The organism is Soonwooa sp. (assembly GCF_030151385.1).
Lineage (GTDB): Bacteria > Bacteroidota > Bacteroidia > Flavobacteriales > Weeksellaceae > Soonwooa.
On sequence record NZ_JASLDS010000059.1, the window covers coordinates 1 to 24451 of the forward strand.

General features: G+C 38.6%; 21 protein-coding genes. 4 read left to right on the forward strand and 17 right to left on the reverse strand.

All coding sequences use genetic code 11. The features are described from left to right. A partial coding sequence (locus tag Q1V95_RS11320) for a helicase-related protein (RefSeq protein ID WP_300673912.1) occupies window positions 1-2544 on the forward strand: 2544 nt, incomplete at its 5' end. Here the strand turns inward: Q1V95_RS11320 and Q1V95_RS11325 are convergent. From Q1V95_RS11325 to Q1V95_RS11390, 14 genes are all read right to left on the reverse strand, one after another. After that, entirely contained in the window at window positions 2545-3366 is an 822-nt protein-coding gene (locus Q1V95_RS11325; protein WP_300673915.1) for an RteC domain-containing protein, read from the reverse strand. Window positions 3367-3537: 171 nt separating this feature from the next. Further along, window positions 3538-6000 (reverse strand): TonB-dependent receptor, encoded by a 2463-nt coding sequence (locus tag Q1V95_RS11330; RefSeq protein ID WP_300673917.1) that lies wholly within the window; start codon window positions 5998-6000, stop codon window positions 3538-3540. Between the two features lie 31 nt (window positions 6001-6031). After that, window positions 6032-6826: a hypothetical protein gene (locus Q1V95_RS11335; protein ID WP_300673920.1), complete on the reverse strand. Its 795-nt coding sequence runs from the start codon at window positions 6824-6826 to the stop codon at window positions 6032-6034. Window positions 6827-6830: 4 nt separating this feature from the next. Next, the gene (locus tag Q1V95_RS11340) at window positions 6831-7193 is read right to left on the reverse strand and encodes a hypothetical protein (protein WP_300673922.1); all 363 of its coding nucleotides are present in this window, start codon (window positions 7191-7193) and stop codon (window positions 6831-6833) included. Further along, window positions 7190-8059, reverse strand: coding sequence for a hypothetical protein (locus Q1V95_RS11345; protein ID WP_366143284.1), 870 nt, complete (start codon window positions 8057-8059; stop codon window positions 7190-7192). The genes Q1V95_RS11340 and Q1V95_RS11345 overlap by 4 nt, the downstream gene beginning before the upstream one ends. A 317-nt stretch (window positions 8060-8376) precedes the next feature. Then, on the reverse strand, window positions 8377-8595 hold the full coding sequence (locus Q1V95_RS11350; RefSeq protein ID WP_024564690.1) for a PRTRC system protein C: 219 nt from the start codon (window positions 8593-8595) through the stop codon (window positions 8377-8379). Between the two features lie 17 nt (window positions 8596-8612). Continuing rightward, window positions 8613-9212, reverse strand: coding sequence for a PRTRC system protein E (locus Q1V95_RS11355; RefSeq protein ID WP_048500408.1), 600 nt, complete (start codon window positions 9210-9212; stop codon window positions 8613-8615). A 10-nt stretch (window positions 9213-9222) separates the two neighbouring features. After that, on the reverse strand, window positions 9223-9417 hold the full coding sequence (locus Q1V95_RS11360; protein WP_048500407.1) for a hypothetical protein: 195 nt from the start codon (window positions 9415-9417) through the stop codon (window positions 9223-9225). Between the two features lie 12 nt (window positions 9418-9429). Continuing rightward, complete coding sequence (locus tag Q1V95_RS11365) at window positions 9430-9768, reverse strand: hypothetical protein (protein ID WP_048500406.1); 339 nt, start codon at window positions 9766-9768, stop codon at window positions 9430-9432. Window positions 9769-9794: 26 nt separating this feature from the next. Next, window positions 9795-9989: a DNA-binding protein gene (locus Q1V95_RS11370; protein ID WP_083993730.1), complete on the reverse strand. Its 195-nt coding sequence runs from the start codon at window positions 9987-9989 to the stop codon at window positions 9795-9797. 54 nt (window positions 9990-10043) lie between these two features. After that, window positions 10044-11117 carry a DUF932 domain-containing protein gene (locus tag Q1V95_RS11375; protein WP_048500405.1) on the reverse strand — a complete coding sequence of 358 codons (1074 nt, stop codon included), beginning with the start codon at window positions 11115-11117 and terminating at the stop codon, window positions 10044-10046. 42 nt (window positions 11118-11159) lie between these two features. Continuing rightward, a complete protein-coding gene (locus tag Q1V95_RS11380; protein WP_300673958.1) occupies window positions 11160-11552 on the reverse strand; it encodes a single-stranded DNA-binding protein in 393 nt (130 codons plus the stop codon). A 186-nt stretch (window positions 11553-11738) separates the two neighbouring features. Continuing rightward, a complete protein-coding gene (locus Q1V95_RS11385; protein ID WP_300673961.1) occupies window positions 11739-12047 on the reverse strand; it encodes a hypothetical protein in 309 nt (102 codons plus the stop codon). 140 nt (window positions 12048-12187) lie between these two features. After that, entirely contained in the window at window positions 12188-13441 is a 1254-nt protein-coding gene (locus Q1V95_RS11390) for a site-specific integrase (protein WP_300673964.1), read from the reverse strand. A 294-nt stretch (window positions 13442-13735) separates the two neighbouring features. Between Q1V95_RS11390 and Q1V95_RS11395 the strand changes: the two genes are divergently transcribed. Then, window positions 13736-14695, forward strand: coding sequence for a YpdA family putative bacillithiol disulfide reductase (locus tag Q1V95_RS11395; protein ID WP_300674038.1), 960 nt, complete (start codon window positions 13736-13738; stop codon window positions 14693-14695). A gap of 66 nt (window positions 14696-14761) precedes the next feature. Then, the gene (locus Q1V95_RS11400; RefSeq protein ID WP_300673967.1) at window positions 14762-15808 is read left to right on the forward strand and encodes a L,D-transpeptidase; all 1047 of its coding nucleotides are present in this window, start codon (window positions 14762-14764) and stop codon (window positions 15806-15808) included. On the opposite strand, the gene Q1V95_RS11405 is transcribed toward Q1V95_RS11400, so the two are convergent. Continuing rightward, window positions 15805-16551: a hypothetical protein gene (locus Q1V95_RS11405; protein ID WP_300673970.1), complete on the reverse strand. Its 747-nt coding sequence runs from the start codon at window positions 16549-16551 to the stop codon at window positions 15805-15807. The genes Q1V95_RS11400 and Q1V95_RS11405 overlap by 4 nt on opposite strands. 162 nt (window positions 16552-16713) lie before the next feature. Here Q1V95_RS11405 and dnaE point away from each other — a divergent pair, with 162 nt between their 5' ends. Then, window positions 16714-21363, forward strand: coding sequence for a DNA polymerase III subunit alpha (gene dnaE, locus Q1V95_RS11410; protein ID WP_300673972.1), 4650 nt, complete (start codon window positions 16714-16716; stop codon window positions 21361-21363). 299 nt (window positions 21364-21662) lie between these two features. Here the strand turns inward: dnaE and ybaK are convergent, their stop codons facing one another. Beyond that, on the reverse strand, window positions 21663-22136 hold the full coding sequence (gene ybaK, locus Q1V95_RS11415; protein ID WP_300673974.1) for a Cys-tRNA(Pro) deacylase: 474 nt from the start codon (window positions 22134-22136) through the stop codon (window positions 21663-21665). Window positions 22137-22302: 166 nt separating this feature from the next. After that, window positions 22303-24360, reverse strand: coding sequence for a TonB-dependent receptor (locus tag Q1V95_RS11420; protein ID WP_300673976.1), 2058 nt, complete (start codon window positions 24358-24360; stop codon window positions 22303-22305). Window positions 24361-24451 lie beyond the last annotated feature (91 nt).

Consider the following 24451-nt stretch of genomic DNA (forward strand, 5'->3'; position numbering starts at 1 on the left):
GACCACGAAGTGGGGGCAGGAAAGACGCTCATCATGTGTACCGCAGCACAGGAAATGAAGCGTTTGGGAATGGCTCATAAACCGATGATTATCGGGCTGAAAGCCAATATTCCCGAAATAGCCGAAGCCTACCGCAAAGCCTATCCTCACGCAAAAATCCTCTATCCGGGCATTGATGATTTTACGCCCGAAAAACGCCTGCGGATTTTCGGCGATATTAAAAACAACGAGTGGGACTGTGTGATATTGACACACGACCAATTCGGAATGATACCCCAATCAGCCGAAATACAAAAGGAAATTCTCCAAGACGAATTAAACAGCGTAGAGGAAAATCTTGACGTTATGCGAAGTCAAGGCGATGACATCACACAATGGATGCTAAAGGGAGCAGAAAAACAAAAGGAAAATCTCGAAGTAAAGCTCAAAACCCTGCAACACGATATTGAAAACCGCAAAGATGATATAGTGGACTTCAAAATGATGGGCATAGACCATTTGTTTGTGGACGAAAGCCACCAATTCAAAAACCTAATGTTCAATACAAGGCATTCGAGGGTGGCGGGATTGGGAAACCAACAGGGAAGCCAAAAGGCACTAAACCTGCTTTTTGCTATCCGTACCATACAAGAACGGAATGATGCGGATATGGGTGCGACCTTTCTTTCGGGAACTACCATTAGTAATTCACTTACCGAACTGTACCTGCTGTTCAAATACCTGCGACCAAGAGCATTGGCAAAACAGGGTATTAACTCGTTTGATGCGTGGGCGGCGATTTACGCCAAGAAAACCACCGATTACGAGTTTTCAGTGGCGAACAATATCGTGGCAAAAGAGCGTTTTCGCTACTTTATAAAAGTGCCGGAATTGGCTCAATTCTACTCGGAAATAACGGACTACCGCACTGCGGAAATGATTGGCATTGACCGCCCCGAAAAGAACGAGATATTTTACAACATACCGCCAACTCCAGACCAGGAAGAATTTATCCAAAAGCTGATGAAGTTTGCCGAAACAGGCAAAGGCGAATTATTAGGTAGAGCACCATTATCACAAAAAGAGGAAAAGGCAAAAATGCTCATCGCTACGGACTACGCCCGTAAGATGTCATTGGATATGCGAATGGTAAGCCCGCATTATGAAGACCACCCTGACAACAAGGCTTCACATTGTGCCAAGAATATCGCCAAGTATTACAATAAGTTCAACGCACAGAAAGGTACACAATTCGTGTTCTCGGATTTGGGAATATACAAGCCCAACGAATGGAATGTATATGCTGAAATCAAACGCAAACTCGTAGAAGACCACGGCATACCTGCACACGAAATCCGCTTTATACAGGAAGCGAAGAACGACAAGCAACGCAAGGCACTTATCAAGGGAATGAATGATGGAACAATCCGTGTGCTGTTCGGTTCTACGAGTATGTTAGGTACAGGTGTTAATGCACAAAAAAGAGCGGTTGCCATACACCATTTGGATACGCCGTGGCGACCGTCCGACCTTGCCCAAAGGGACGGTCGGGCTATAAGAAAAGGAAATGAAATCGCTAAACATTTTAATAACAACAAAGTGGATGTAATTATTTATGCAGTTGAAAAATCGTTGGACAGTTATAAGTTTAATCTGCTGTACAACAAACAGCTATTTATAGACCAACTGAAATCCAATAATCTCGGCAAACGGACGATTGACGAGGGCAGTATGGACGAAAAATCAGGAATGAATTTCTCGGAATATGTGGCTATTCTTATGGGAAATACTGACCTTTTGGATAAAGCCAAAATAGAAAAACAGATTGCCGGATTGGAAAGCGAAAGACAAGCATTTAATCGTTCCAAGTACAGTGCAAAGTACAAATTGGAAGATTATACGGCAGAATTGGACAAAGCCCAATCACGCTTTGACCGTATGAGCCTCGATTGGAACAATCTGCAAAGTCGTATTCAAAAACGCTCGGACGGTACTGTTGCCAATCCTGTTCAGTTGGACGGCTTGTCGCCCAATGCGGACATCAAACAAATCGGTGCAAAGCTCAATCAGCTTGCAGACAAATCCCGTACAGGTGGGGATTATGAAGAAATTGGTAGCTTGTACGGTTTTCAGCTTTTGGTCAAAACGGAAATGTCGCAAAGAGAGGGTATGGATATTCGGGTAAACCGTTTTCTGATACAGGGAGAGGGGAATATTAAATATACCTACAATAACGGTATCATTGCCAAAGATGAAAAACTTGCCTCTATGAATTTCCTCAATGCCTTGGAAAAATTACCAAGCTATATCGAACAGGAACAAAAGAAAATTACCGAAATCCAAAAAGATTTACCTGTTCTACAAGAGGTGCTTAACGGTACGTGGAGCAAAGAGAATCGATTAAACGGACTCAAAACTGAGCTGGCTTCCGTTGAGCGGAAGATCCAACTCTCTATCAATCCCGAAGCACCGGGAAACCAAATTGAAAAAGAGCATGAAGCACCAAAGGTTTCAGAAAGTATTATGCGGACAAAAGTTATCAGTTTTTCACGAGGGATATTATGATCATCTCTCGTCTCGTTCGTCCATTTTCTTTATAAGAGCATTGCACAAACTATCAAGGAATTTCGTTCGGTTTATTTTACGCGCTTTTAATTCCATAAATGTATGATAGAAGTCCCCCAAATCTATATTAAAAGCACTTTCAAAAGTTTTGGCAATAAATTTAATATCTATACTCCCATTGTTAAATACGCCTTGTGCATGGAGCGCATAAATCAATTCTATTAATGCGGTTTTGCTAGCTGTCCAGTTCATCAAGTAGTTGTCGGATATCTTTTTATGGTTGTGATTTAGCTGATTTTCAAGATAGACCTGTATCAAGTCATTTGCTATTATTTTGGCTACTTTGTAGTCGTGGGAGGTACAAAAACGGTGGTCAGCTTCAAAATAAAACGTATCTAACCACAATCTTATATCGTGCTTCCCTCGAATAAAAAAAACCTGGTCAAGGAATGTGTTATTGCTACGGTAATACTTGTAAAAATCAAGATTGTTATCAAAAAACCTTTTGAGTTTATTTAATTCTCTATTCAGATATTTTTTTATCTGTTTTTCTCCGTAAGGCTTTTTGGTTTCGATTTTATAAACGGCGTTATAATAAATCAACTTAGAAACAATGGCTGGCTTTTGATACTTAAAAAATCGAATTTCATCATTAATATTATCAAAACCATATTCAAGGACATAGTTTTTTAAATCAGATAAACAACTCAGAATCGCCCTTATTACGGTTTCAATCCGTTGAATTGAATAATTTGCTTCATCTTCCATGTCGTTGATTGACAATTCCAGTTTGATAAGCGACTCCTTATAAATTTTATCCATAAAATGATTCTTTTGTGAGGCAACCTGAAGCTTACGTGTAATCCTCTATTTTTCGCAATTAGATTTTACATTCTTAGTCTGTACTTTTCATGTGATTCACAGTGTTGATTAATTAGTACATATGGAATTACGGCCTTCTCGCTTATTAAATTTATTTAGTGAGATTGATTTTTACATACCATTACCCATTTGGATTCCCTGATTAGATTCTCCTTGTTTCTGATCATCATTTTTAATACCTCTTTCTTTTTTAGCCCTACCTTTCGTATCCGCCTTTCCAAAATTATAGCTAAAGGTCAGTCCAAAAGAACGGAACGGGAGTTTCATATTATTTGTTTGGGTATAATCAGGAGTAAATACCTCGCTTTTGAAATTGGTATTTTCCCAGAATGGGTTTGTAATATTTAATCCAATACTAGCCGTTTTGTCCCATAATTCTTTTTTCACACCTACGGTCCACATACTCATAGAAGGGGAAGTACCCTGGAATGTACGTCTTGGTGAATTCAACATGACGAATGTCTCCGCTATTAAATCATTGCTTATTTTATAACTCCCGTTTATAAAAACGCGATACATAAAATGCAACTTGCCAACCTGAGTACTCATTTCCTCATTAAAGGAGTTTCCTTTTGCTTCATATGTAAATAGACTGACATTGCTTCTTAGCGTTAAATTTCTAATAGGTGAAAAAGACAAAAACAGATTTGTTCCAAAAGATTCATTGGTGCCGATATTGTCAAAAGTAGTCAATGAAATCTGCTGTCCAGGCGTGCTAAGACTGTCAATCTGGTTCAAGCTTTCGATTACGTCGTTGGTTCTGCGATAAAATATGGAAGCATTAAACACCGTTCCTTTTTTAAATGTTGAATAGCCCAATTCAACGTTGTGGGAAAGCTCAGGCTTAAGCTCTGGATTTCCTTGTCTCTGAACAATTGGGTCTGCCGTATTTCTAAAAGGATTTAAATAAAACAAACTTGGTCTTTGAATACGTTGGTTGTAGCTCAGTTTTAAACTAGACATCCTTCCTAGCTTTTTCGATATTACCGCAGTGGGTAATATATTTGTATAGTCATTTTTAAAGGCTTCGAAACCGCCTATTGCATCACCATTAAGCTTTGTGTGTTCCATTCGAAGACCTGCTTTTACTTCATATTTTTCAGCAAACTCAAAACCATACGATAGATATCCAGCTACTACATCTTGGTTATAGTTAAAGTCATAAGATCGATCATCTGAAATATGAAAACTGCCGTCTTCTCCTTCTTGAATCAAAGATGAGCTTGTAATATCGCGAAGAATGGTTTTAACTCCCATTTCCAATGTTGTACTACCGAGAGGTTGTACATAATCTGCCTGAAGCGTAAATTCATCATTTACTCCTTTATTTTCTCCAATTTCGTCAAGACGACCTCCTGTTTCATAAATCGTTTTGTAATCAGTAATACTGTTGCTTCTGGAAAACTGCCCTGATAGTGTCAATTCCTGTTTTGGATTTGCAAATTTCCTTATGTAATCTGCTGACCAATCAAAGCCGTCAGAGGCAGTCTTTTGATCTCTATTGGATAATAGTGACGAATTACCATTATTTGGCAAGAAGAACGTTGAATTGGTGTTTCCATCCATATTCATTTCAAATCCGTTTACTGAAAACGTGGTAGTAAATAGATCTTTATCGGTCAGGTCATAATCAATACCGATAGACCCCCGAAGTCCAGATCGGGTGGTCTTTTGATCACTGAATTGCTTCAACACCGGATCACCCCCAATTGTAAATTGTTCGAAATCATTGGTAACGGTTTGAGGCCACATATAATTACCTCCTACATTGGCTACAACGCCAAATTTTCCTTTTCTAGCATTAAAGTTTGCATTTCCATTATTATGTCTGGTTCCAAGACCGCCAGAGATAGAGCCGTTTACTCCGCCAATATCTTTCTTTTTGGTAATGATATTAATAATGCCAGAAGTCCCTTCTGCATCATATTTAGCCGAGGGACTAGTAATAACCTCTACACTTTTTATCTGATCGGCAGGAATGGTCTTTAAGGCATCGCCAACATTACCGGCCATTGCACCAGAGGATTTTCCATTGATTAATATTTTTACGTTTTGATCGCCACGCATGGACACATTTCCATCTATGTCTACAGAAAGCATTGGCACCTTACGCAAAACATCGGTGGCATTTCCGCCCATAGAGGTTACATCTCTTTCGGCATTAAAAACCAATCTGTCGATTTTATTTTCGATAATAGGGCGCTCTCCCTGTATCACTACTTCTTCAAGCAGGTTAGCATCTTGATTGATCATAATGTTGCCCAAATTATTGTCTCCAGGCTTAACAATATAATTGGAGAAGGTTTTTGTACTGTACCCTATAAAGTTGATGGAGATATCGTATTTTCCCGGTCTTAGATTATCGAGTGTGAATTGGCCCTTTTCATCCGCTACAGTTCCGTTCACATTTTTGTCGTCTCCAACTGGATGTAAAGAGATCGTGGCATAGTACACGGCTTCTTGAGTAAGTGAATCGGTTACTTTTCCACTGAGTTTTGCAGTTGGGTTTTGCGCCCAGACACTATTTGCCAGTATTGCAAAAACAAATAATATCATAATTTTCTTAAATTCCATAAAATTGATTTTTTGTTGCGTTGCGTTAATTCTATTTTTTAAGATCATTTTCAAACTTTAATTGCGCTAAGATATAGTCGTATGCAGCGGTCAGGTAATCGTTTTTTGATTTTTGAACGTTATAATCTGCGTTGTAGATTTCACTGACCAAAATAGATGATCCCTCTTTCAGGTTCATGCTGATCAATGTGCCACTCTGTTCGGCTCGTACAAGTCTGGCGTTGGTTGATTTTTTGGATTTTTCCAATTGGGATTTTATTACATCAATGTCTGCGAAAGAGGCTGCGGCATTTTTTCTTGCAGAATTAAGGTTGGCACGGGCCACATCAAGATCTTTTTTCTTTGTTTCCACATTTTGCCAAGTTTCAGCTCCAGTTTCTGCAAGGCGATTGCTTACATCAAGATCTCGTTCTATTTCTGCGAGTTGAATTTCATATTGTTGAATGTTTGAGTAATCCGCTTCAGCTCTTTTCTGTTGCATATCAAGTTGTTTAAGCAGAATATTCTCATCTGCCTTTTCGGATTCCGTATTCAATTCAAAAATGATCTCTCCAACTTCAACATAATCACCTTCTGCTTTGAACAACTGGGTAATGATTCCCCCATATTCTGAAGCGATCTCTACCAATCCCCCTTCGGGTTCTATCTTACCAATTGCCGAAACAACACTGACGCTATCAGGTACCGCAAGTCCTTTTTCTTTGATGTTTTCTGCCCGTTGCTCTGCTTTCTTATTTCCACAAGAATTCAAAAGAAGTAGTGCAAACAAAAGAACAACAGGAGTCAATTTTCCCATTTTTTGCATGATATTAATTGAGTATTTCATTTTTCTACTGTTTATATAGTGTTTCATCTTTCGGAGTATCCGATACATTGCCTTCTTCTACATAGATAATACGGTTCGCATATTGTCTTAGCCGTAGATCATGTGTTACGACGATCACAGCTTTACCACTTTGGGCCAATTCCCTTAGATCATTCATTACAACATTCGCACTTTTGGCATCCAACGAAGCGGTTGGTTCATCACAAAGTAAAATGGGTGCATCGGTAACCAGTGCGCGGGCAATGTCCATATCGAAATGCTCTACATAGGTTTCTTTGTCCGTGCCGTTGGTTACGTAAAAAACCAATGCTGATTTAGGAAAATAAAGCGTTCCGAAATTTGCTGTTATGTCGGTTGCATTGTTCATTTTTCTGTGGTTTTATAGTTATACAATAGGTAAGATAGGTCGTCCAATAACTCAAACAGGCAGTTCTCAAAATCAAGGTTTCCAACCGATATTTTTCTTTCGTCAAAGACTTTGTTAATGGTCGGTTCTTCCATTACTCCGTATTCGTTAAACTCGTTGTTGATACTGTCTTTTATGTTTTCGTACAACCAACCTTTGGTATCTGCGATAAAGGAAATATACTTTTCCATTCCGATAACTTCGTTTTCGCAATCATCGTTATAGGGGTCTTGTTCGGGTATGGGTGCGTTTCGGAAAATACTTGCTGTCGGGTATTCCGTATAAAGGGCAAAGGCATTACAAGCCACGTTCCAACATTCTTTGTCGAATGTATCACGGCTTTTAAAACGGCTTAAACGTTGCTCAAATATCGTTAGATTGATACGGTTGTACAACTTTTGCTCAATCCTGTCGCCAACGGTTTCCGCTTTCCTCAATTCACTTTTATAGCTTTCGGTTTCTTCCGTTTCATCGTCATAATCTACCCAATCTTTGTGCGTTTCATACAGCCAATACAAATAGCTGTCTTCCTGTCTGTAATATGGTATTTGGGCAATATGGTACAGATAACTGCAAACCGAAGTCAGTAAATGTGCGGTGTGTTTCCGCTGTTTGTCGTGCAACATTTCAAAGAGTGGAACAATGGGAATGTAAAACAGCGTTGTACCTGTGTCGTATCTTTCCTCGCTCGTTAAAAAGGTTTTCTTACTGTCCCGTATCAATTTAAAACCGTCCCAATTTCTATGGCTTCGTTTCATTTGGGTATCCATATCCCACATAGCCAATACCATATTGTAGGGATAGCCGTAACCCTGTCGGGTTGGCATTGGCTCAATGCTGTAATGCTCGGCAAGTTTGGAAAGGGATTTATAAAAATCCCTTTCCGTTTTCTGACAAGCCTGTACGGATTGTGCCGTTTTCAGTTTAGGCAGAAACGTACACTTTAGAAAACCATTGGTAGCATTGCTATCGGTACGGATTTCCGTTTGTCTTTCCGCACCTGGTCTGCATCTTTTGGTCTTTGCATCCATTGTGCGAACTCGCCCAACTGTCGGTGCAACTTCCGTTGCCGTTTCTGTTCGGGTATGCTGATTGTTCCCGATATGATTTTGCGTTGCATAGTTCATTGTTTTACGATTTTAAATTATCCTTTAGTACCCATAACGCTTTCAAATCTGTACTCGACCGCATCGTCTTTTATCTTCGGTGCTGATACCTTTGCGGTCGTCAAAATCGGGTACATATTGGCGTAATAATTCATTACGGCTTCCACGCTCCAACGTGCTTCGGGGTCGGTCAGTCTGATGTCCTGTCCTTTATCTTTAAGTATAAAAACTCTCGGTAATACTGTTGCTAATAACATAACTTTTGATTTTGGTGTTAATACTGTTCTGTTTCGTCAATGGGGCAATCTGCCGTAACTTCTTCCGCTTGTGGCGGTTCTTCCGTTGGTTCTTCCATTGCACCGAATAGGCTCGGTGTTGCAAACTTGTCGGACAATGATGTTTTGCGTTTGCGTATCTCGTCCGCCTTTTCGGGAAACTCCGCAATGTCGGGTACTTTTATCCACGCTTCACGGAATTTGCCCTCTTTCTCCAACTCGTCAGCCTTTGCCATACCGTCTTTGTACTTCTTGTCTTTTGCTTCCTTTTCCTTTTTAGCTTTCTCGGCTTTCTGCTTCTCCGCTTCGGATTGCAGTTTGACGATTTCCATTTGCTTCATAAAGGCTTCCATATCTACCATTACGCCCGAAATGGTTTTAATAGGTGCGGTAATCTGCTCAAAAAATCCCTCGTCAAACTCCTGCGGAGTGGCGTTGAATGTCAAAGGGGGAATGAGGTTTTTTGCACTATCTCCGCATTGCTCATTGTTGAGCAATACTGTTACGATTAGGTTGTTTTCCGTGCCTTTGGTTATTGTCAGTTGTAAATTACCTGTAAAATCCAACTGTGCTATCTGATTGAAAAAATTTGTGTTCATTGTCTTAATTTTAATGTGTTGTTACTTGTTTTTTGATTGCTGTAAGTTTCTCGTACATATCCGTCCAATAAGCTTTTTGCCTTTTGTCGAACTCGGAAAAACTTTTGTCTTTGTGCCTGTACTCCTTGTAATCTGCGGTTATTCTGATAGCTTCGTCAAGGTCTGTAACTTCTATTAGGCAACCGTTTAAATCTGTGATATACATTACTATCCGTTTTTAATTTGTTATTTCTGCTATCTTGTCAATCCTGCCATAAATGAAACTTCGTAGGCTTGTTTTGTCGGGTGCGTTGTATTCCTGCCAACTGTCGTACTGCTTCACTACATAGGTTTTTAAAATATCCTCAAACCCAAACCGATAACCCATTAGGGGAATTGCCCTGTTAAAAAATGCGTTTCGGTTTACTGCTTCTGCAATCCAGTTTTTATCGGCTCGGCTCAACTTCTCGCCCTTGTTCAGTTTCTCCCTTAGCTGATACACCTTTGAGTTTTTCAGCGTTTCCAAATTGGGTACTTCGTGGCTGACAAATTTTGTGGCTATTGCTTTCGTTTCCATTGTAACTGCTTTTAAATGTTATGCAATTATTCTGCGGTGTAAACTCCATTTACATAGTAGCCGTGTGACTTTTCCCAAAGGCGTACTAAACCGTCTGTGTCTATATAAAAATGCTCTGTACGATTGCAGTAAATAATAAATACGCTTTCGTCCCTGTGCTTCTTTTCAAGGCTCTTGGCTCTCGCCAGACTTTTCGCTTCCTCTATTGTTGTCGCTTTCATAACTTCTGTTTTTATAGTAGGCTACCACCGATTAAGGCGGTAGCCTCTTGTTATCTAATTAAGGTTTAGGATTTCTGCACCGTCTAAGGCAAAGGCGGTACACAGTTCAAATGCTTTCTGCGATTTGCGTTGTGCAGTTCCGCCCAATACAATATTCTGTAACTTGGCTTCTTCGTTATTGTATTTTTTTACGTTCTGATAGTAGCCTGTAACAGCGTTGTACGCTCCGAACAAAGTGCCTTTGGTCGTGTCCATTAGCTGTGTGTCGCTCATCATTGCATAGCCGAAAGCGTCATCAACTACATTTTTAAACACGGTTGAAACTTCATCTTCCGCACCCTTTTTGAGTAAATCAAGGGTTTCCTTATTCGGGCAAAGTGCCAATTGGATTAGCTTTCTGACCTCACGGTCGGTTACTTTTACCTTTGTCCATTGGTTGAAAATGCCCTCTAACTGAATGCTCAACGTGTTAGCCAATCCCATAATCTTGTGAGCGTTCTCGATACGCTGTTTCGCTCCCGAAGTATGTTTGATACGGACAACATTGGTCATATTCCGCAATGAAGCGTTTAAGGTATTTTGGCAAACGATACGGATAGGTGTAAACGCTGCGGTAATACTTCCGCTACCATCGTGCGAAGTGGTAAGGAAAATGTACTTTTCTGTAACATCATCGCCATTGCCTACACGGATATAGTCGGGCAATTTGGCTGTGATAAAAATGCGCTCTCCCTTGCCCAATGCTCCTGCGGTTTCGTATAAAATACCGTCCCCACCGCCTACGATAGCATCAAAGAAATTAAACGCTTCTCGGTTTTGTACGATATGGTAATCCTTACCGACTACGCCTAATACTGCATTGTTATCGGTACGTATGTTGGCGAAATAGTTAGGTACTTCCAATTCGGTACTGCCTAACTCAATACCTTGTGCCGTTTCGATAAATCCCGAACCTTTGGTAAATAGTGGGGATTTTACGACTTCGTAATCTAAACCTGCGTGTTTGATAGCTTCCGCGCTTGTTGGGTATTGCTCCACGATTTGCCCCAAACCGTGCCACGCTTTTTGCTGTACTGTAAAGAAACTGTACTTTCCTGTTCTCTCGTTGAAATTGATGTTATGTGCCATTTTGATAAAATTTTGATGTTAAAAAATGATTGAATACTCGTTTTAGAATGGTAGGTCATCTTCCGTTCCCTCTGCTGTAAATCCGTTGCTTTCAGATTGTGCAGTAGCTTGTAGGGTTTCGGTTCTTCTACTACCTCCGTGCAGTTTGATTTGTGAGGTATGGAAATTCAGCCCTGCTCTCGCTTCGCCCTCTTTGTTTACCCACGCCCTTGTGCTTACCCGCCCTGTGAGTTCTACCAAAGTGCCTTTTGTCAGTAGCCTTGCCACGTTAGCACTTATCCAATAGGCACAATCGAAATAGGTTGTTTGCTCTACTCGTTCGCCTTGCTTGTTCCGATAGCTGTCGTTTACCGCTACTGAAAAGTTTACTACTTGTTTTTCGTTCGACAATGTGCGTACTTCCGCATTTCTTGTCAGTCTTCCTGTGATGTTCATTTTTGTTGATTTTTAGAGGTTGATATTTGATTTAATTTTTTTTGATTTATTCGGTAATGAGAGGAGGTGCTGTTTCGTTTCATTACCATTTTCAATGCTTATAATTTTCATAACTGACATTTTTTTTATTCGTCCAAAGAGCCGGAGTATGCTATGTTTCGTTTCACGAGCATAAAAGGTTCGTGTTTAGCCGACACAAGGTTTTGAATAAAAAATACTACCCAACGGGTGGAGATTTTTTTTCAAACTTGCGTGACCTTTTGGCGGCGTTAAGAACACGGAAATACCTTTGCTCTTGAAATGGGACAATAGTGCATACAGGCTTCTTTGAATAAAAGAAAATGTGGAAGCCGGGAAAATTGCATTGGAAAATGGTCTGTTGTGAATGGAAATAACACTTCTATTTCCCTGGATTGATAAATGTTTTTTTAATTGTGTGGCTCTTAAAGCCACACCTGACAGGGATTTTAAAAATGCCGGAAGGGCGTTTTTCAAATTTCTGTTTCAGAAATAGCCGAAAGCTCTTTTACAGTCGGGGAAATTGGAAAGGGAGGTAAATGTGCTTTGGGTATAAAAAATTGGGACAAAAAAAACAGAGCTGTCAAGCTCTGTTCTATAAGTTGTGTTGGATTTAATTAAATATCTACCGTTAAAAATGCTTCTTCCATTGCCTTGAATTTCGGTGTTACCAAATCCATATCCTTACTGATTTTCTGGCTGGTAATCTTTGCATAAATCTGTGTGGTAGAAATATTTTTATGCCCCATCATTTTGCTTAAACTTTCAAGCGGTACGCCCTCGGTCAAAAACATTGTTCCGAAAGTATGTCTTGCCGTGTGGAAAGTTACTTTTTGCTCCGTAATAATTTCCGCTTTTTCAATCAGTTTAGTAACGTGTCTATTACAGGTCGTATTGGTCGGAACAGGAAAGATAAATTCATTGCGGGTCGTACCCAAATATTTTTCAATGATGCGTTTGGGTATTTCCATTAACCGAACATTGGAAGCAACATCAGATTTCTTTCTCCTGCTGATAATCCATTGATGACCGTCAAAGAATGACTGAATATTGTTCCTTGTCAGCTTTTTAATATCTGCATAAGCAAGTCCGGTAAAGCAACTGAAAATAAACAGGTCTTTTACTACCTCATACCGTTTGTGCGCAGGTTCGCACATCATTAGCTTTTCGACATCTTCTTTCAGTATGTAACCTCTGTCGGTTTCCTCCATACTGATTTCGTAATCTTCAAACGGATTATCACGTATCAGCCCTTTTTTGATAGCCAGTTCGACAAGGGCTAATACAGGCATCGTGTACACCCAAACCGTATTATGCGACGACTGTAAATCGTACCGTAGGTAAAAATCAAACTCACGGATAAAATCGTTGGTCAATTCCCGAAAAGCCATATCATTACGATGATAGCGTTCCTTTATAAACGTGGTAAGATGATTGTAAACCGTGATATACTTGTTGTAGGTGCTTTGTGAGCGTTCTTCCTTTTCGACCAATTTTTTAAATTCCTCATTTTGGTCGTTGAAAACTTTCAGTATAGCATCGTCCATTACACCCACACCTAAAAAGGAGAGCTTTACTTTTTGGGCGGTAGCAAAACCCTCGTGTTTCAGCATATCTTCATAAATCTTGTCGATACGCCCACGTATGTTATCTAATTTTTGGTTGATGCTTAATGCCTGGGTACTCTTGCCCAAAACTCTCCCGAATTTTAAATCCCAATTATTTGCATTAATTTCTAACTTTGTTCCCAAAGTTTTAGCAACTCCGTCAATGGTAATACGTGCCATAATCGGGGCATTACCGTTCTTTTTCGGTTCGTTCTTTTTCAAATAGAAAAGTAGTTTGAACGTCGATTTTTTTGCCTGTTCCATAACTCCAATGTTTAATGTTTAAAATTAAATTACATTGAGTTACAAGGAAACGTAAAAAAGGGTGCAAAACACTGAAATATAACTTGTTAAGACATACCGTTACCTGTATCAACAGGTAACGAATTAGTAACCTAACCTTGTCAATTTAAGCCTAAAATCATACAGACACGGACTTCCAATTTAAGACTACTATTTTATAAAGCGTTGTATAGCAAAGGGTTTAACCGTTTTGCTTATCTTTGCTTTTTATTAATCTTTTTTAATAAAAATAGTGCGTCTTTGCATGAAAAATAAATAAAAATGTTAGATTTAATCATAGTTGGTGGAGGACCTATTGGTATTGCTTGTGCGATAGAAGCGGAGAAACACCAACTTTCTTATGTTATTTTAGAAAAAGGAACAATCGCCAATAGTCTTTACAATTATCCTTTGTACATGCGGTTTTTCTCAACGGCAGAACGCCTTGAGATCGACGACATTCCTTTTATAACGACAGCACCAAAGCCAGGTCGACAAGACGCCTTGGAATATTACCAAGGGATAACGCGACAACGAAAACTCAATATTCGGTTGTATGAGGAAGTTTTGATGGTTCAGAAAAATGGAAATGAATTTTCGGTAGCGACTTCAAAAGCAGGTTATACAGCCAAGCAAGTCATTATTGCAACTGGATTTTATGACATTCCAAATTTGTTGAATGTTAAAGGAGAGAATCTTCCCAAAGTTCATCATTATTATAAAGAACCTTATCCGTACGCGCAACAAAAAGTTGTCGTGGTTGGTGCGAGTAATTCTTCGGTAGATGCGGCTTTAGAGATTTATCGAAAAGGCGGTGATGTTACGATGATTATTCGCGGTTCCGAAATTGGAAATCGTGTTAAATACTGGGTGAAACCAGATATCGAAAACCGAATTGCCGAAGGAAGTATCAAAGCTTATTTTAATTCCGAGATTACAGAAATCACAAATACGCATGTTTTGTTTAAAACTGAAACAGAATCGCTTTGTATAGAAAATGATTTTGTTTTAGCATTGACTGGTTACTTGCCTGATTTTAAGTTTTTAAAAAATGCTGGAATTATTTTGGAAGGCGATGCCGAAGTTCCGCTTCATAATCCCGAAACAATGGAGACTAATATTAAAGGACTTTATCTAGCGGGAGTCGTTTGTGGTGGTCGCAATACACATTTGTGGTTTATAGAGAATTCTCGGATTCATGCTAAAAAAATTATCAATCATATTACAAATCCTTAATACAAAGAAAAATTTACAAAATTTGGTCTAGTTTTTGAATGTTAAAAATTCGTTAAAAAACACGTTATGAAATTCAATTTTAGTCGAAAACTATGGCTTTTGCTGCCTGTTTTTGTTTTAATTCAATGTAAAAAAGACCAAGAAAGTACTCAGAGTTCTTCAAGTTCGTCAGCATCTATAGACGCTCCAAATTCTGTCGATTCGGTAAAAGTTGATAATACAGAAAGCAGAATTAAGGATTCTCTTGCCAAAATAGAAAACCAAAAAAAGGAGGCTGCAAAAACGGTTATTCCAAATAAAGAATTTCATTACACGGGAATTTCATTAAAAAAGAATGATTCTATAGCCAAAGAGTTTAAGAAGAAATATACTTCTGACGAGATTTACACTATTTGTGCTATTAATAGAGTTGACAAAAGGAACCTTAACCGTCCTGATACTTTGGTTGTGCCAAGTGTTATCGAAAAAGATTTTTTAAAATATTCGCCTTTTCCAGGTAATGTTCCTGTTCTTAAAGATGTTAAGAAGTTTGTGTTTTTCTCATATCCAATTCAGGCTTTTGGTGTTTATGAATATGGAAACCTTGTTAAATGGGGGCCAACATCGATGGGGAAAAAAGCCTCTCAAACGGATAGAGGACTTCATTTTGCCAATTGGAAAAAAGAAGTGTCAATCTCTACAGTTAGTGATGAGTGGAAGCTAAGATGGAATTTTAATATCAGTAACTTCCAAGGTATTGGTTGGCATCAGTACGAGTTGCCAGGTTATCCAGCGTCGCACTCATGCCTCCGAATGTTGGAAGAAGATGCCAAGTGGATGTACAGTTTTGCCGACACTTGGATTCTTAATAAAGGTGGTGCAACAGTTCGTGCCAACGGCACACCAGTCTATGTCTATGGCGATTACAAATGGGGTGGCAGAAGACCTTGGTATAACTTAATGGACGACCCTAAGGCTAATGATATGTCGGTGGATGATATGACAAAAGTAATCCAGCCACAACTCGACAAAATCTTAAAAGAACAAGATAATCGCAATCAAGTTGCAGCACAAGTTTTAATCGAAAGAGCTGAGAAGAAAAGACAAGACTCTCTTAGTATTGGTGGTGTCTAAGGTTTTTGTTGTGTTGGATTTTTCTTAAAGGTCAAAATTGTTTTTTCGAAAATGAGTTTAATTTGTCCCATGTTGAAAGGACTTATATAACCGTACTTTAAGATTTCAGCATAAGTTTTTTTGTCCATAGTCATTAAAGAAAAAGATAAAAATCTGTTGACATCTTGACTTTCGAGACCGAATTCTGCAAAATATTCGTCGGTTAGTTCGCTGTGTAACCATTCGACACAATCGGGAAGCGACCACTTGTTGTCAATAGCTCCAAAACTAATTCCAGGACCAACAGGTTGTACAAAATCTCCAGGTTTTCTTAGTCTTTCAACGTAGAATTCAGATGGTAGTTTTATCGTTTTTCGGATGCCATCATTCACGCGTCTATCTTTTAAACTTCTTCCAAAAGCTTCGCTGTCTTTTGTTAAATCACCTGTTGGTGTTTGAGCGATTACAACTTCTTCAATTTCTTTTGGGATGGGCGTTATGTCATAATCGTAGGAAGTGTTAAGATTCTGAACATGGAAGTTAATATTCTCATAACCAGATCGCGTGATTCTTATTTTGTCACCAGCTTTTGCAGCGATGCTATAAAATCCAAATGCCGTCGATGTTGTGCGTTGTTCGGTTGAGAGATTGATAATTAAAGCACCAGCAACAGGATAATTGTTGAGGCGGATTGTTCCAGAGATGCTTTGAGATTTATAAAAAATGGCGCTTAATAGTAAGCAAAATAGTAGAAGTTTCTTCACGCAATATTTTTTGTTAAAATTAAATCTAAAACTAAAACTTAAGTGATATTTAACCGATATTAACACTTTTATAATTTTTTTATAAAATCAAATTTTTGCTACTTTTTTTCTGAGGAATTATGTCTTAACTTTACACTCAATTAGCGCAAAAATTTCAAATTAATGTACTTAGTTTTCGATACCGAAACCACAGGTTTACCAAAGAATTTTAATGCCCCTTTATCAGACTCGGACAACTGGCCACGTATGGTGCAGATTGCTTGGCAGTTACATGATGAAGAAGGTAATCTTATTGAAAATCAAGACTATATTATAAAGCCAGAAGGTTATGATATTCCGTTTAACGCGACAAGAATTCACGGGATTTCTACCAAAATGGCGCAAGAAGAAGGTCGAGATTTGAAGGAAGTTTTAGAAGAGTTCAAGGCGGTTTTGGAAAGGTCGAAAGTAGGTGCTGGACATAATGTGGAATTCGATTACAATATTGTTGGCGCTGAGTTTTACCGTAAAGAAATTGAAGACAAATTGCAGGCGCTTCCAAAGGCGGATACCATGCATTTGGGAACCGATTTTTGTAAGTTAGGCGGAGGACGTAATGGTCGTTACAAAGCACCAAAACTTGGTGAGCTGTACGAAAAGCTGTACGGTACAAGTTTCGATGAAGCGCATAATGCTGCTGCGGACGTTAATGCAACTGCGCAAGTCTTTTTCGAAATGATGAGAATCGGCATTATTCCTGCAGATTTGCTTAAGATTTCTGAAGACCAACTTCGACTTTATCAAGAATTACATCCTAATCCAATTGCGCCTTTCGACATTGTTATTCGTCGTCAGGTTGCTGGATTTAACAATAAAAACAAGAAAAAAGATTTTGGAAGTCTTGACGAGATTGACCTTGGCAAGTATTTTCATTTTGATAACCACAGTGTTTATTCCACGTTGCAGGCATCGTCAAGTATTAATGATTTGATTAAAAAAGCGGTGGATAACGATTTTCCAGCAGTTGGTATGGTCGATATCGGGAACATGATGGGTGCTTTCAAATTTGTTTCGGCGATGGAAGGCGTTAATGGTGACCGCGAAAAAGCTTACAAATCTTATCTTGAAAAGAAGCAAGAGGCTGAGGAAAAAGGCGAGGAATTTAACGATGCCGAACCTCCAAAAGAACCGCTGATGCCAGTTTTGGGTTGTGAGTTTTTTATCTCTGACCGTTACGAGCAAAAACAATTTACCAAAGATGATCCTGACAAAAGAACGCAAGTTGTTCTTCTAGCAAAGGATTTTGAAGGTTATAAGAATTTAGCAAAATTATCGAGTATTGGTTTTGTTAAGGGTTTTTATTTTGGTGTCCCAAGAATTAGCCGCGAGTTGATTGCGCAATACAAAGAAGGTGTTATCGCTTTAACTTCGGGGATTAATGGCGATATTCCTGATGCGATTCTTAACATTGGTGAACAAAAAGGAGAGGAGCTTTTCAAATGGTGGAAAGATGAGTTTGGTGATGATTTCTATGTTCAGCTTCAGAACCACGAATTGCCAGAAGAAGAGCATCTTAATGAAGTTCTTTTACAATTAGCAGAAAAATATGAGGTTAAAATTTTAGCCCAAAACGAAACCTATTATACCAATAAAGAAGATGCAAATATCCAAGATATTTTGATGTGCATCAAAGATGGCGAAAAGTTGTCAACGCCTGTTGGTAAGGGTTTTGGAAAAAGAAAGGGTCTTAGTACACAAGAATATTATATCAAAAGCAGTGATGATGTCAAAAAGACGTTTATGGCTTATCCTGATGCTTTCGAAGCTTATGAAGATTTCTTAGCCAAGTTCAAACCTTATCGATTGAAGCGTGATGTTTTGCTTCCGAAGTTTGATATTCCTGAGCAGTTTATCCATGCAGAAGATGATGTCGATGGCGGCAAACGTGGTGAGATGGCATATCTAACGCATTTAACTTATGAAGGTGCGAAAAAACGTTATGTCGAAACTGGTATCACCGACGAGATTAAAGAACGTCTAGACTTCGAGTTGGATGTTATCGCAAATACAGGTTATCCTGGTTATTTTTTGATTGTACAAGATTTCTGTAACGAAGCTCGAAATATGGGCGTTTGGGTTGGACCTGGTCGTGGTTCCGCGGCAGGTTCTGCTGTCGCTTATTGTATTGGAATTACGAATGTTGACCCTATTAAATACGATTTGCTTTTTGAGCGTTTCCTAAATCCAGAAAGGGTTTCGATGCCTGATATTGATATTGATTTTGATGATGAAGGTCGGGATAAAATTATCAAATGGGTTGTTGAAAAGTATGGTAAAACGCAGGTTGCACAGATTATCACATATTCTATTTTGGGAGGGAAATCTGCAATTAAAGATGCGGGAAGAGTTTTGGATTTGCCAATACCAGATACCAATAGTATTGCAAAATTAATTCCGTCAACACCTGGGATGAACATTGCAAAAGCCCTCTCTAAATATGATAAACTGAAACCAGAAGAACAACTTTTGGTGGACGAGATGAAGATGGTTTTGGATGATCCTAATGATGATCGTTACCAAGTTTTGGCGAGTGCCAAAAAGATGGAAGGTTGCGTTCGTAACACAGGGATCCATGCTTGTGGTGTGATTATCACGCCAGAGGATGTTAGTAATCTTGTGCCAGTGACCATTGCGGCGAAAGATGCTGATATTTTGGTATCTCAGTTTGACAACTCGGTTGCGGAAAGTGCGGGACTTTTGAAGATGGACTTCTTGGGACTTCGTACTTTGACGATCATTAAAGATGCTCTTAAGTTGGTGAAGCAACGCTATGATATCGATATCGATCCAGATTTGATTCCGTTGGATGATGTCAAAACTTATCAACTCTTTAAAGAAGGTCGTACGATTGGGATTTTCCAATACGAAAGTCCAGGGATGCAAAAATATATGCGCGAGCTGAAACCTACAGTCTTTGCCGATCTTATTGCAATGAACGCCTTGTATCGTCCAGGTCCTATTAAATACATTCCGAACTTTATTAATCGTAAACACGGGATCGAGGAGATTGTCTATGACTTACCAGAAACTGAAGAATATCTAAAGGAAACTTACGGAATTACTGTTTACCAAGAACAGGTAATGTTGTTGTCTCAGAAGTTGGCAAATTTTACCAAAGGTGAAGCCGATACTTTGAGAAAGGCGATGGGTAAAAAGCAAATCGACGTTCTTAACAAGATGTATCCAAAATTTATCGAAGGTGGACGTAAGAATAATCTTGATGAAGGACCTTTGGAAAAAATTTGGAATGACTGGAAAGCCTTTGCCGAATATGCTTTTAACAAATCGCACTCCACTTGTTATGCCTTTATCGCTTATCAAACGGCTTATCTAAAAGCCAATTATCCTGCCGAATATATGGCGAGTGTGATGAGTAATAACATTAACAATACCGAGCAAATTACCATGTTTATGGAAGATTGTAAGGCGATGGGTGTTGATGTTTTAGGACCAGATGTTAACGAATCGCAGTACAAATTTGCAGTAAACGAAAAAGGTCAAATTCGTTTTGGTTTGGGAGCGATTAAAGGAATAGGCGAGGGACCAAGTGAGGCAATCTATGCAACACGTCAAGAAGGAAAATTCAAAAATATATATGACTTTTTCGAGCGTGTACCAGCATCGCAAGTTAACAAAAGAGTGGCGGAAAGTTTGGTAATTGCTGGCGCTTTTGATGGTGTCGATAAGTATCACCGCGGACAATATTTTGATATTGACCAAGCTGGGAAAACTAATCTCGAAAAGTTGTTGCGTTATGGACAAAGCTTCCAAGAAAGTCATAATGAAATGGAAAATTCCTTATTTGCAGATTTTGCAGATGAGGTCAAAATAGAACAACCAAAACTTTTGCCTTGCGCAGAGTGGCCAAATATGCACACGCTTAACAAGGAAAAAGAAAGTATCGGATTCTATCTGTCGGCGCATCCGTTGGACGAATTCAAATATCAGTTTCAGTTTATCCAAGGTGTGTTGTCGAAAAAAGCAGTGTTGGAAAGTCAAAGCGAAGATGTTCCGCAAGAGAATCCTGCTTTGGCTGCGGCAGAAGATGATAAAGATGAGGTGGAGGAAATCGATTTTGAATTCGATATCGAAGACCACGATGGCGAATCCGAATTGGTGGAAGCTTCAACTAAAAATGCTGAGCCCAAAGGAAGTTTTAACTTCTTTAATTTGGATGAGTTGGATTATTTTAAAGACAATGTTTTTCCAAAATTGGCAAAACCAGAACAAGACAAAAAAGATTGGCGCAACCGTGATAAAGATACAGGTAAGGAATATTCTGTTGCAGGATTAATCACCGAATATCGTGTGCAGGATGGTTTTAGAAGTGGTGAGAAGGTTGCGTTTGTAACCTTGGAAGATTACACGGGTTCGTATTCTTTCCGTTTGGGCGACCGCGATTATATGAAGTTAAAAGAAAAGCTGGAAGTACAGCGTTTTGTAATTTTAAAAATAAAATTTGCGCAAGTCAAAGACGGTCGCGTTTTCGTCAATGTCAACGATGTTATCGAATTGAAGGAAGCTTTCGACAAGTTTGCAAAAAGTATGTCTGTGGTTGTGAGTCTCGACAGTCTCCGTCAGACGGATATTGACTTTTTCAAAAATTCGTTTTTGGGACACGATTATGGTGATCAAAAGTTGAGTTTCTGCGTCAAAAATCCAGAAGATAACAGTGTTATAGAATTAGTGTCCATGCAGCATCGCATCAAGATTAACGACGAGTTGCTGAGTATTGTCCACGATGTCAACAATTATGAAGTTTTCCTAAATTAAAAGATAAGTTTAGTGTAAAAATATTTGGGCGTGTCCCTCGTATTTTTCCTTCGCTAAACCTCATAGGTTTCTAAAAACCTATGAGGTTTTTCTTTTGTCAAAATCCTCGGGTCGGGCTCTTTGTTGCAATCTTTAGGTTTGTCGCTCGGACGGCTCCGCTACGCTCCGCCGCCTCGCTCCAACCCCAAAGGATTTTCACGTCGATCCCTCACGCGGGATTCTGCGCCATAGGAAAAAAGCTTTCAGAATTTGAAACTCTGAAAGCATTTTAATAGTTCATATTAATTTGAATAAGAAATTTAGCTACACAAATCCGCGAAAGATGCTTCGGTGACAGATTGTAGATCGTTTGGATTTAAGATGATTTGCAAACCTCGTTTACCGGCGCTAATGATGATGTCATTTTCTAGAGTTGCCATCTCTTCGATGTAAGTTGGAAAAGTTTTTTTCATCCCAATTGGCGAGCAGCCACCTCGGATGTATCCAGTTGTAGCAAGCAAATCTTTAAGGGGAAGCATTTCGCAATTTTTGTTGCCAGAAGCTTTCGCCAATTTTTTGAAATCCAATTGTGCATTACCTGGAATGACAGCAACCAAAAATGGATCTTTTTGACCTTTCAGAATAAGCGTTTTATAAATCTTCTCTGCAGAAATCCCGATAGATTCTGCGACATGTTCTGCGCTGAGATCATTCTCATCGACTTCATATTCTCGAAGTTCGAAAGTGATATTTTGAGATTCTAAAATCCGTACTGCATTTGTTTTCTTGGACATTTTCGAATATTTAAAACTAAGATTTTTGTTCTTTATCTATAAATTAACCACAAAAGATTTTAACTTAATTCAAGCTTACAAAAGACAAGATTCTTTTGTCAACATCATCTTTAATGAATAATGTTTTCCACTTTTGCGGTTTAAAGATTTTTAATAAAAACTAAATTTAAAACTTTTTTGATTTTAAATCCCATTTTACACCAATAAAACTTCGGATACCTTGCATTGGTGCATAACCGTAAGTGGTGTCAAACGTATAATGTTTTGGATTGCTGATAGGATCATCAACATTTTTATCAAAAGGATCATTTGTACGCATAATCGGATCTTTCGGAAGAAAGTTCAATAGATTTTTTACACCAGCATAGACTTCAAAATTTTTGAATTGCTTTCTAATCTGGATATTTGCCAAAGTAAAAAATGGTGAATACTCTGGTCGAAAGTCGTCTTCCAAAATCGGCAAACGCATTGGTCCGTAAAATTGTCCAGTAAAATCTGCAATCCAATTGTTCGGGAAATAATAACTCAAATTATAAACGCCGCTCCATTTTGGCGCATGAAGTTGCTGGATTTTTTCAATGCTATTTTTTTGATAAACATCCATGTAGGTAAGACCCAAATTTATTTTTAATGGCGAAGTCCAAAGCAAATCCATGTTTAACGACAAACCTTTTGAAACCGCATATCCGTCCAAGTTTTTAAAAATAATTTTATCAGGATCGGTATCGAAATCGCCAATAATTTTGTTCGTGAAGTAAGAATAAAAACCAGAGAGATCTACACTTACATTGGCGTCTCCCAAAGGAATTTTGGTAAGATAGTTGGCAAAGGCATTGTAAGATTCTTCAGGTTTTAAAGTTTCGGAAATAACAACATCGCGAGAACCTGTCAATGCAGCATGATCTTCCGTGAAAACATGGACAACACGAAATCCTTTTCCTAAGCTTGCACGAAAAGTATGATGTTCGTTTGGCATAAATTTCCATGCCAATCGCGGCGAATGGATTAAACCGTGTTGGTTATCGTGATCTAAACGATAAGCCAACAGTAGAGCATTTGACTTCGAAATCTGCCATTCGTCTTGTGCGAAAAAGCCATAGAGATTTCGGTTTTGCAAGCTTGCCGTTTGTGTGTAATTTTCTGTTGCAACAGTATTGTCATCATAAGTAGAAAACTTTGCTGTGATACCAGAAGTTAAATGATGTTTGCCAAGTTTTTTTTGCCATTGCATCTGTCCAAAAAATACCTGTTGATCTGCAAGAAAAGAGTTTTCGCCATAATAAGAATCTTGATGATGGTAATTGTACGACCATAAAGTTGTGATATTTTCTAAAGTTGGAAGATCATAAAGCGCGAAAACTTCTACGCGATTGGTGTAGATACTTTCTCCATAGACATCGGAGCTTCCGCGATTTTCTTTTTGCCAGTTCATTTCGCCACCAAAGCGATCTTCATAATAATAACGTAAACCGAAGCTCGCTCTTTTTTGATGCTCTCGCTTGAAATTCCATTTGTTAAAAATCGAGATTCGATGCTGCAAAGGTGTATCGGTAAAATTGTCTTTATTAAGATCGATTCTGTTTCCAAAATAAAAATGATTAAGACTTAACAAACTCGAAATTTTAGAATTTAATCTGAAGCTCGTTGCCATATCAAGATTTAGTTCGGCATTGGAAGATGTTGAATAATCAATACTTAATTTTGGAGAAGTGAGAGGACTTTTGGTGATAATATTGATAATGCCGCCCATTGCTTCGGCTCCATAAGTCGCATCAGCAGGACCTTTTATAACTTCGATGCGGTCAATAAGGTTACTCGGAATTCCACTAAGACCATAGACGGTTGATAACGAACTAACAATTGGCATCCCATCGATCAACATTAACGTGTAAGGACCTTCCATACCGTTGATGTGGATATCGCCAGTATTACAAACGGCACAATTAAGTTGAGGTTTTACACCGTTGATCATCGCTACCGAATCAAAAATGTTATTTGTATTGTTTTTTCTTAAAAAAGCAGACGAATACACTTCTATTGGGATAATACTGTTCGATTTTTTTTGAGGTCGTTGGGTTTTAATGATGCTAACGCCATCAATATTTTTAGTGTGTCGGTTAGGTTTAATAACGACGCTGTCTCGATCAATAGTCAAGCTGTCGGACTCTTGAGAATACAATATTGATGAAAGTAAGAGTCCTAGTAAAGGTAATGTTTTATTCATATATTTATAAAAGTTAGACAAATCTAACAAAATAAATTTAAAAACAAAATTTGATTATTCTTTCGGATTGTTTACTAACTGCTCGAAAATG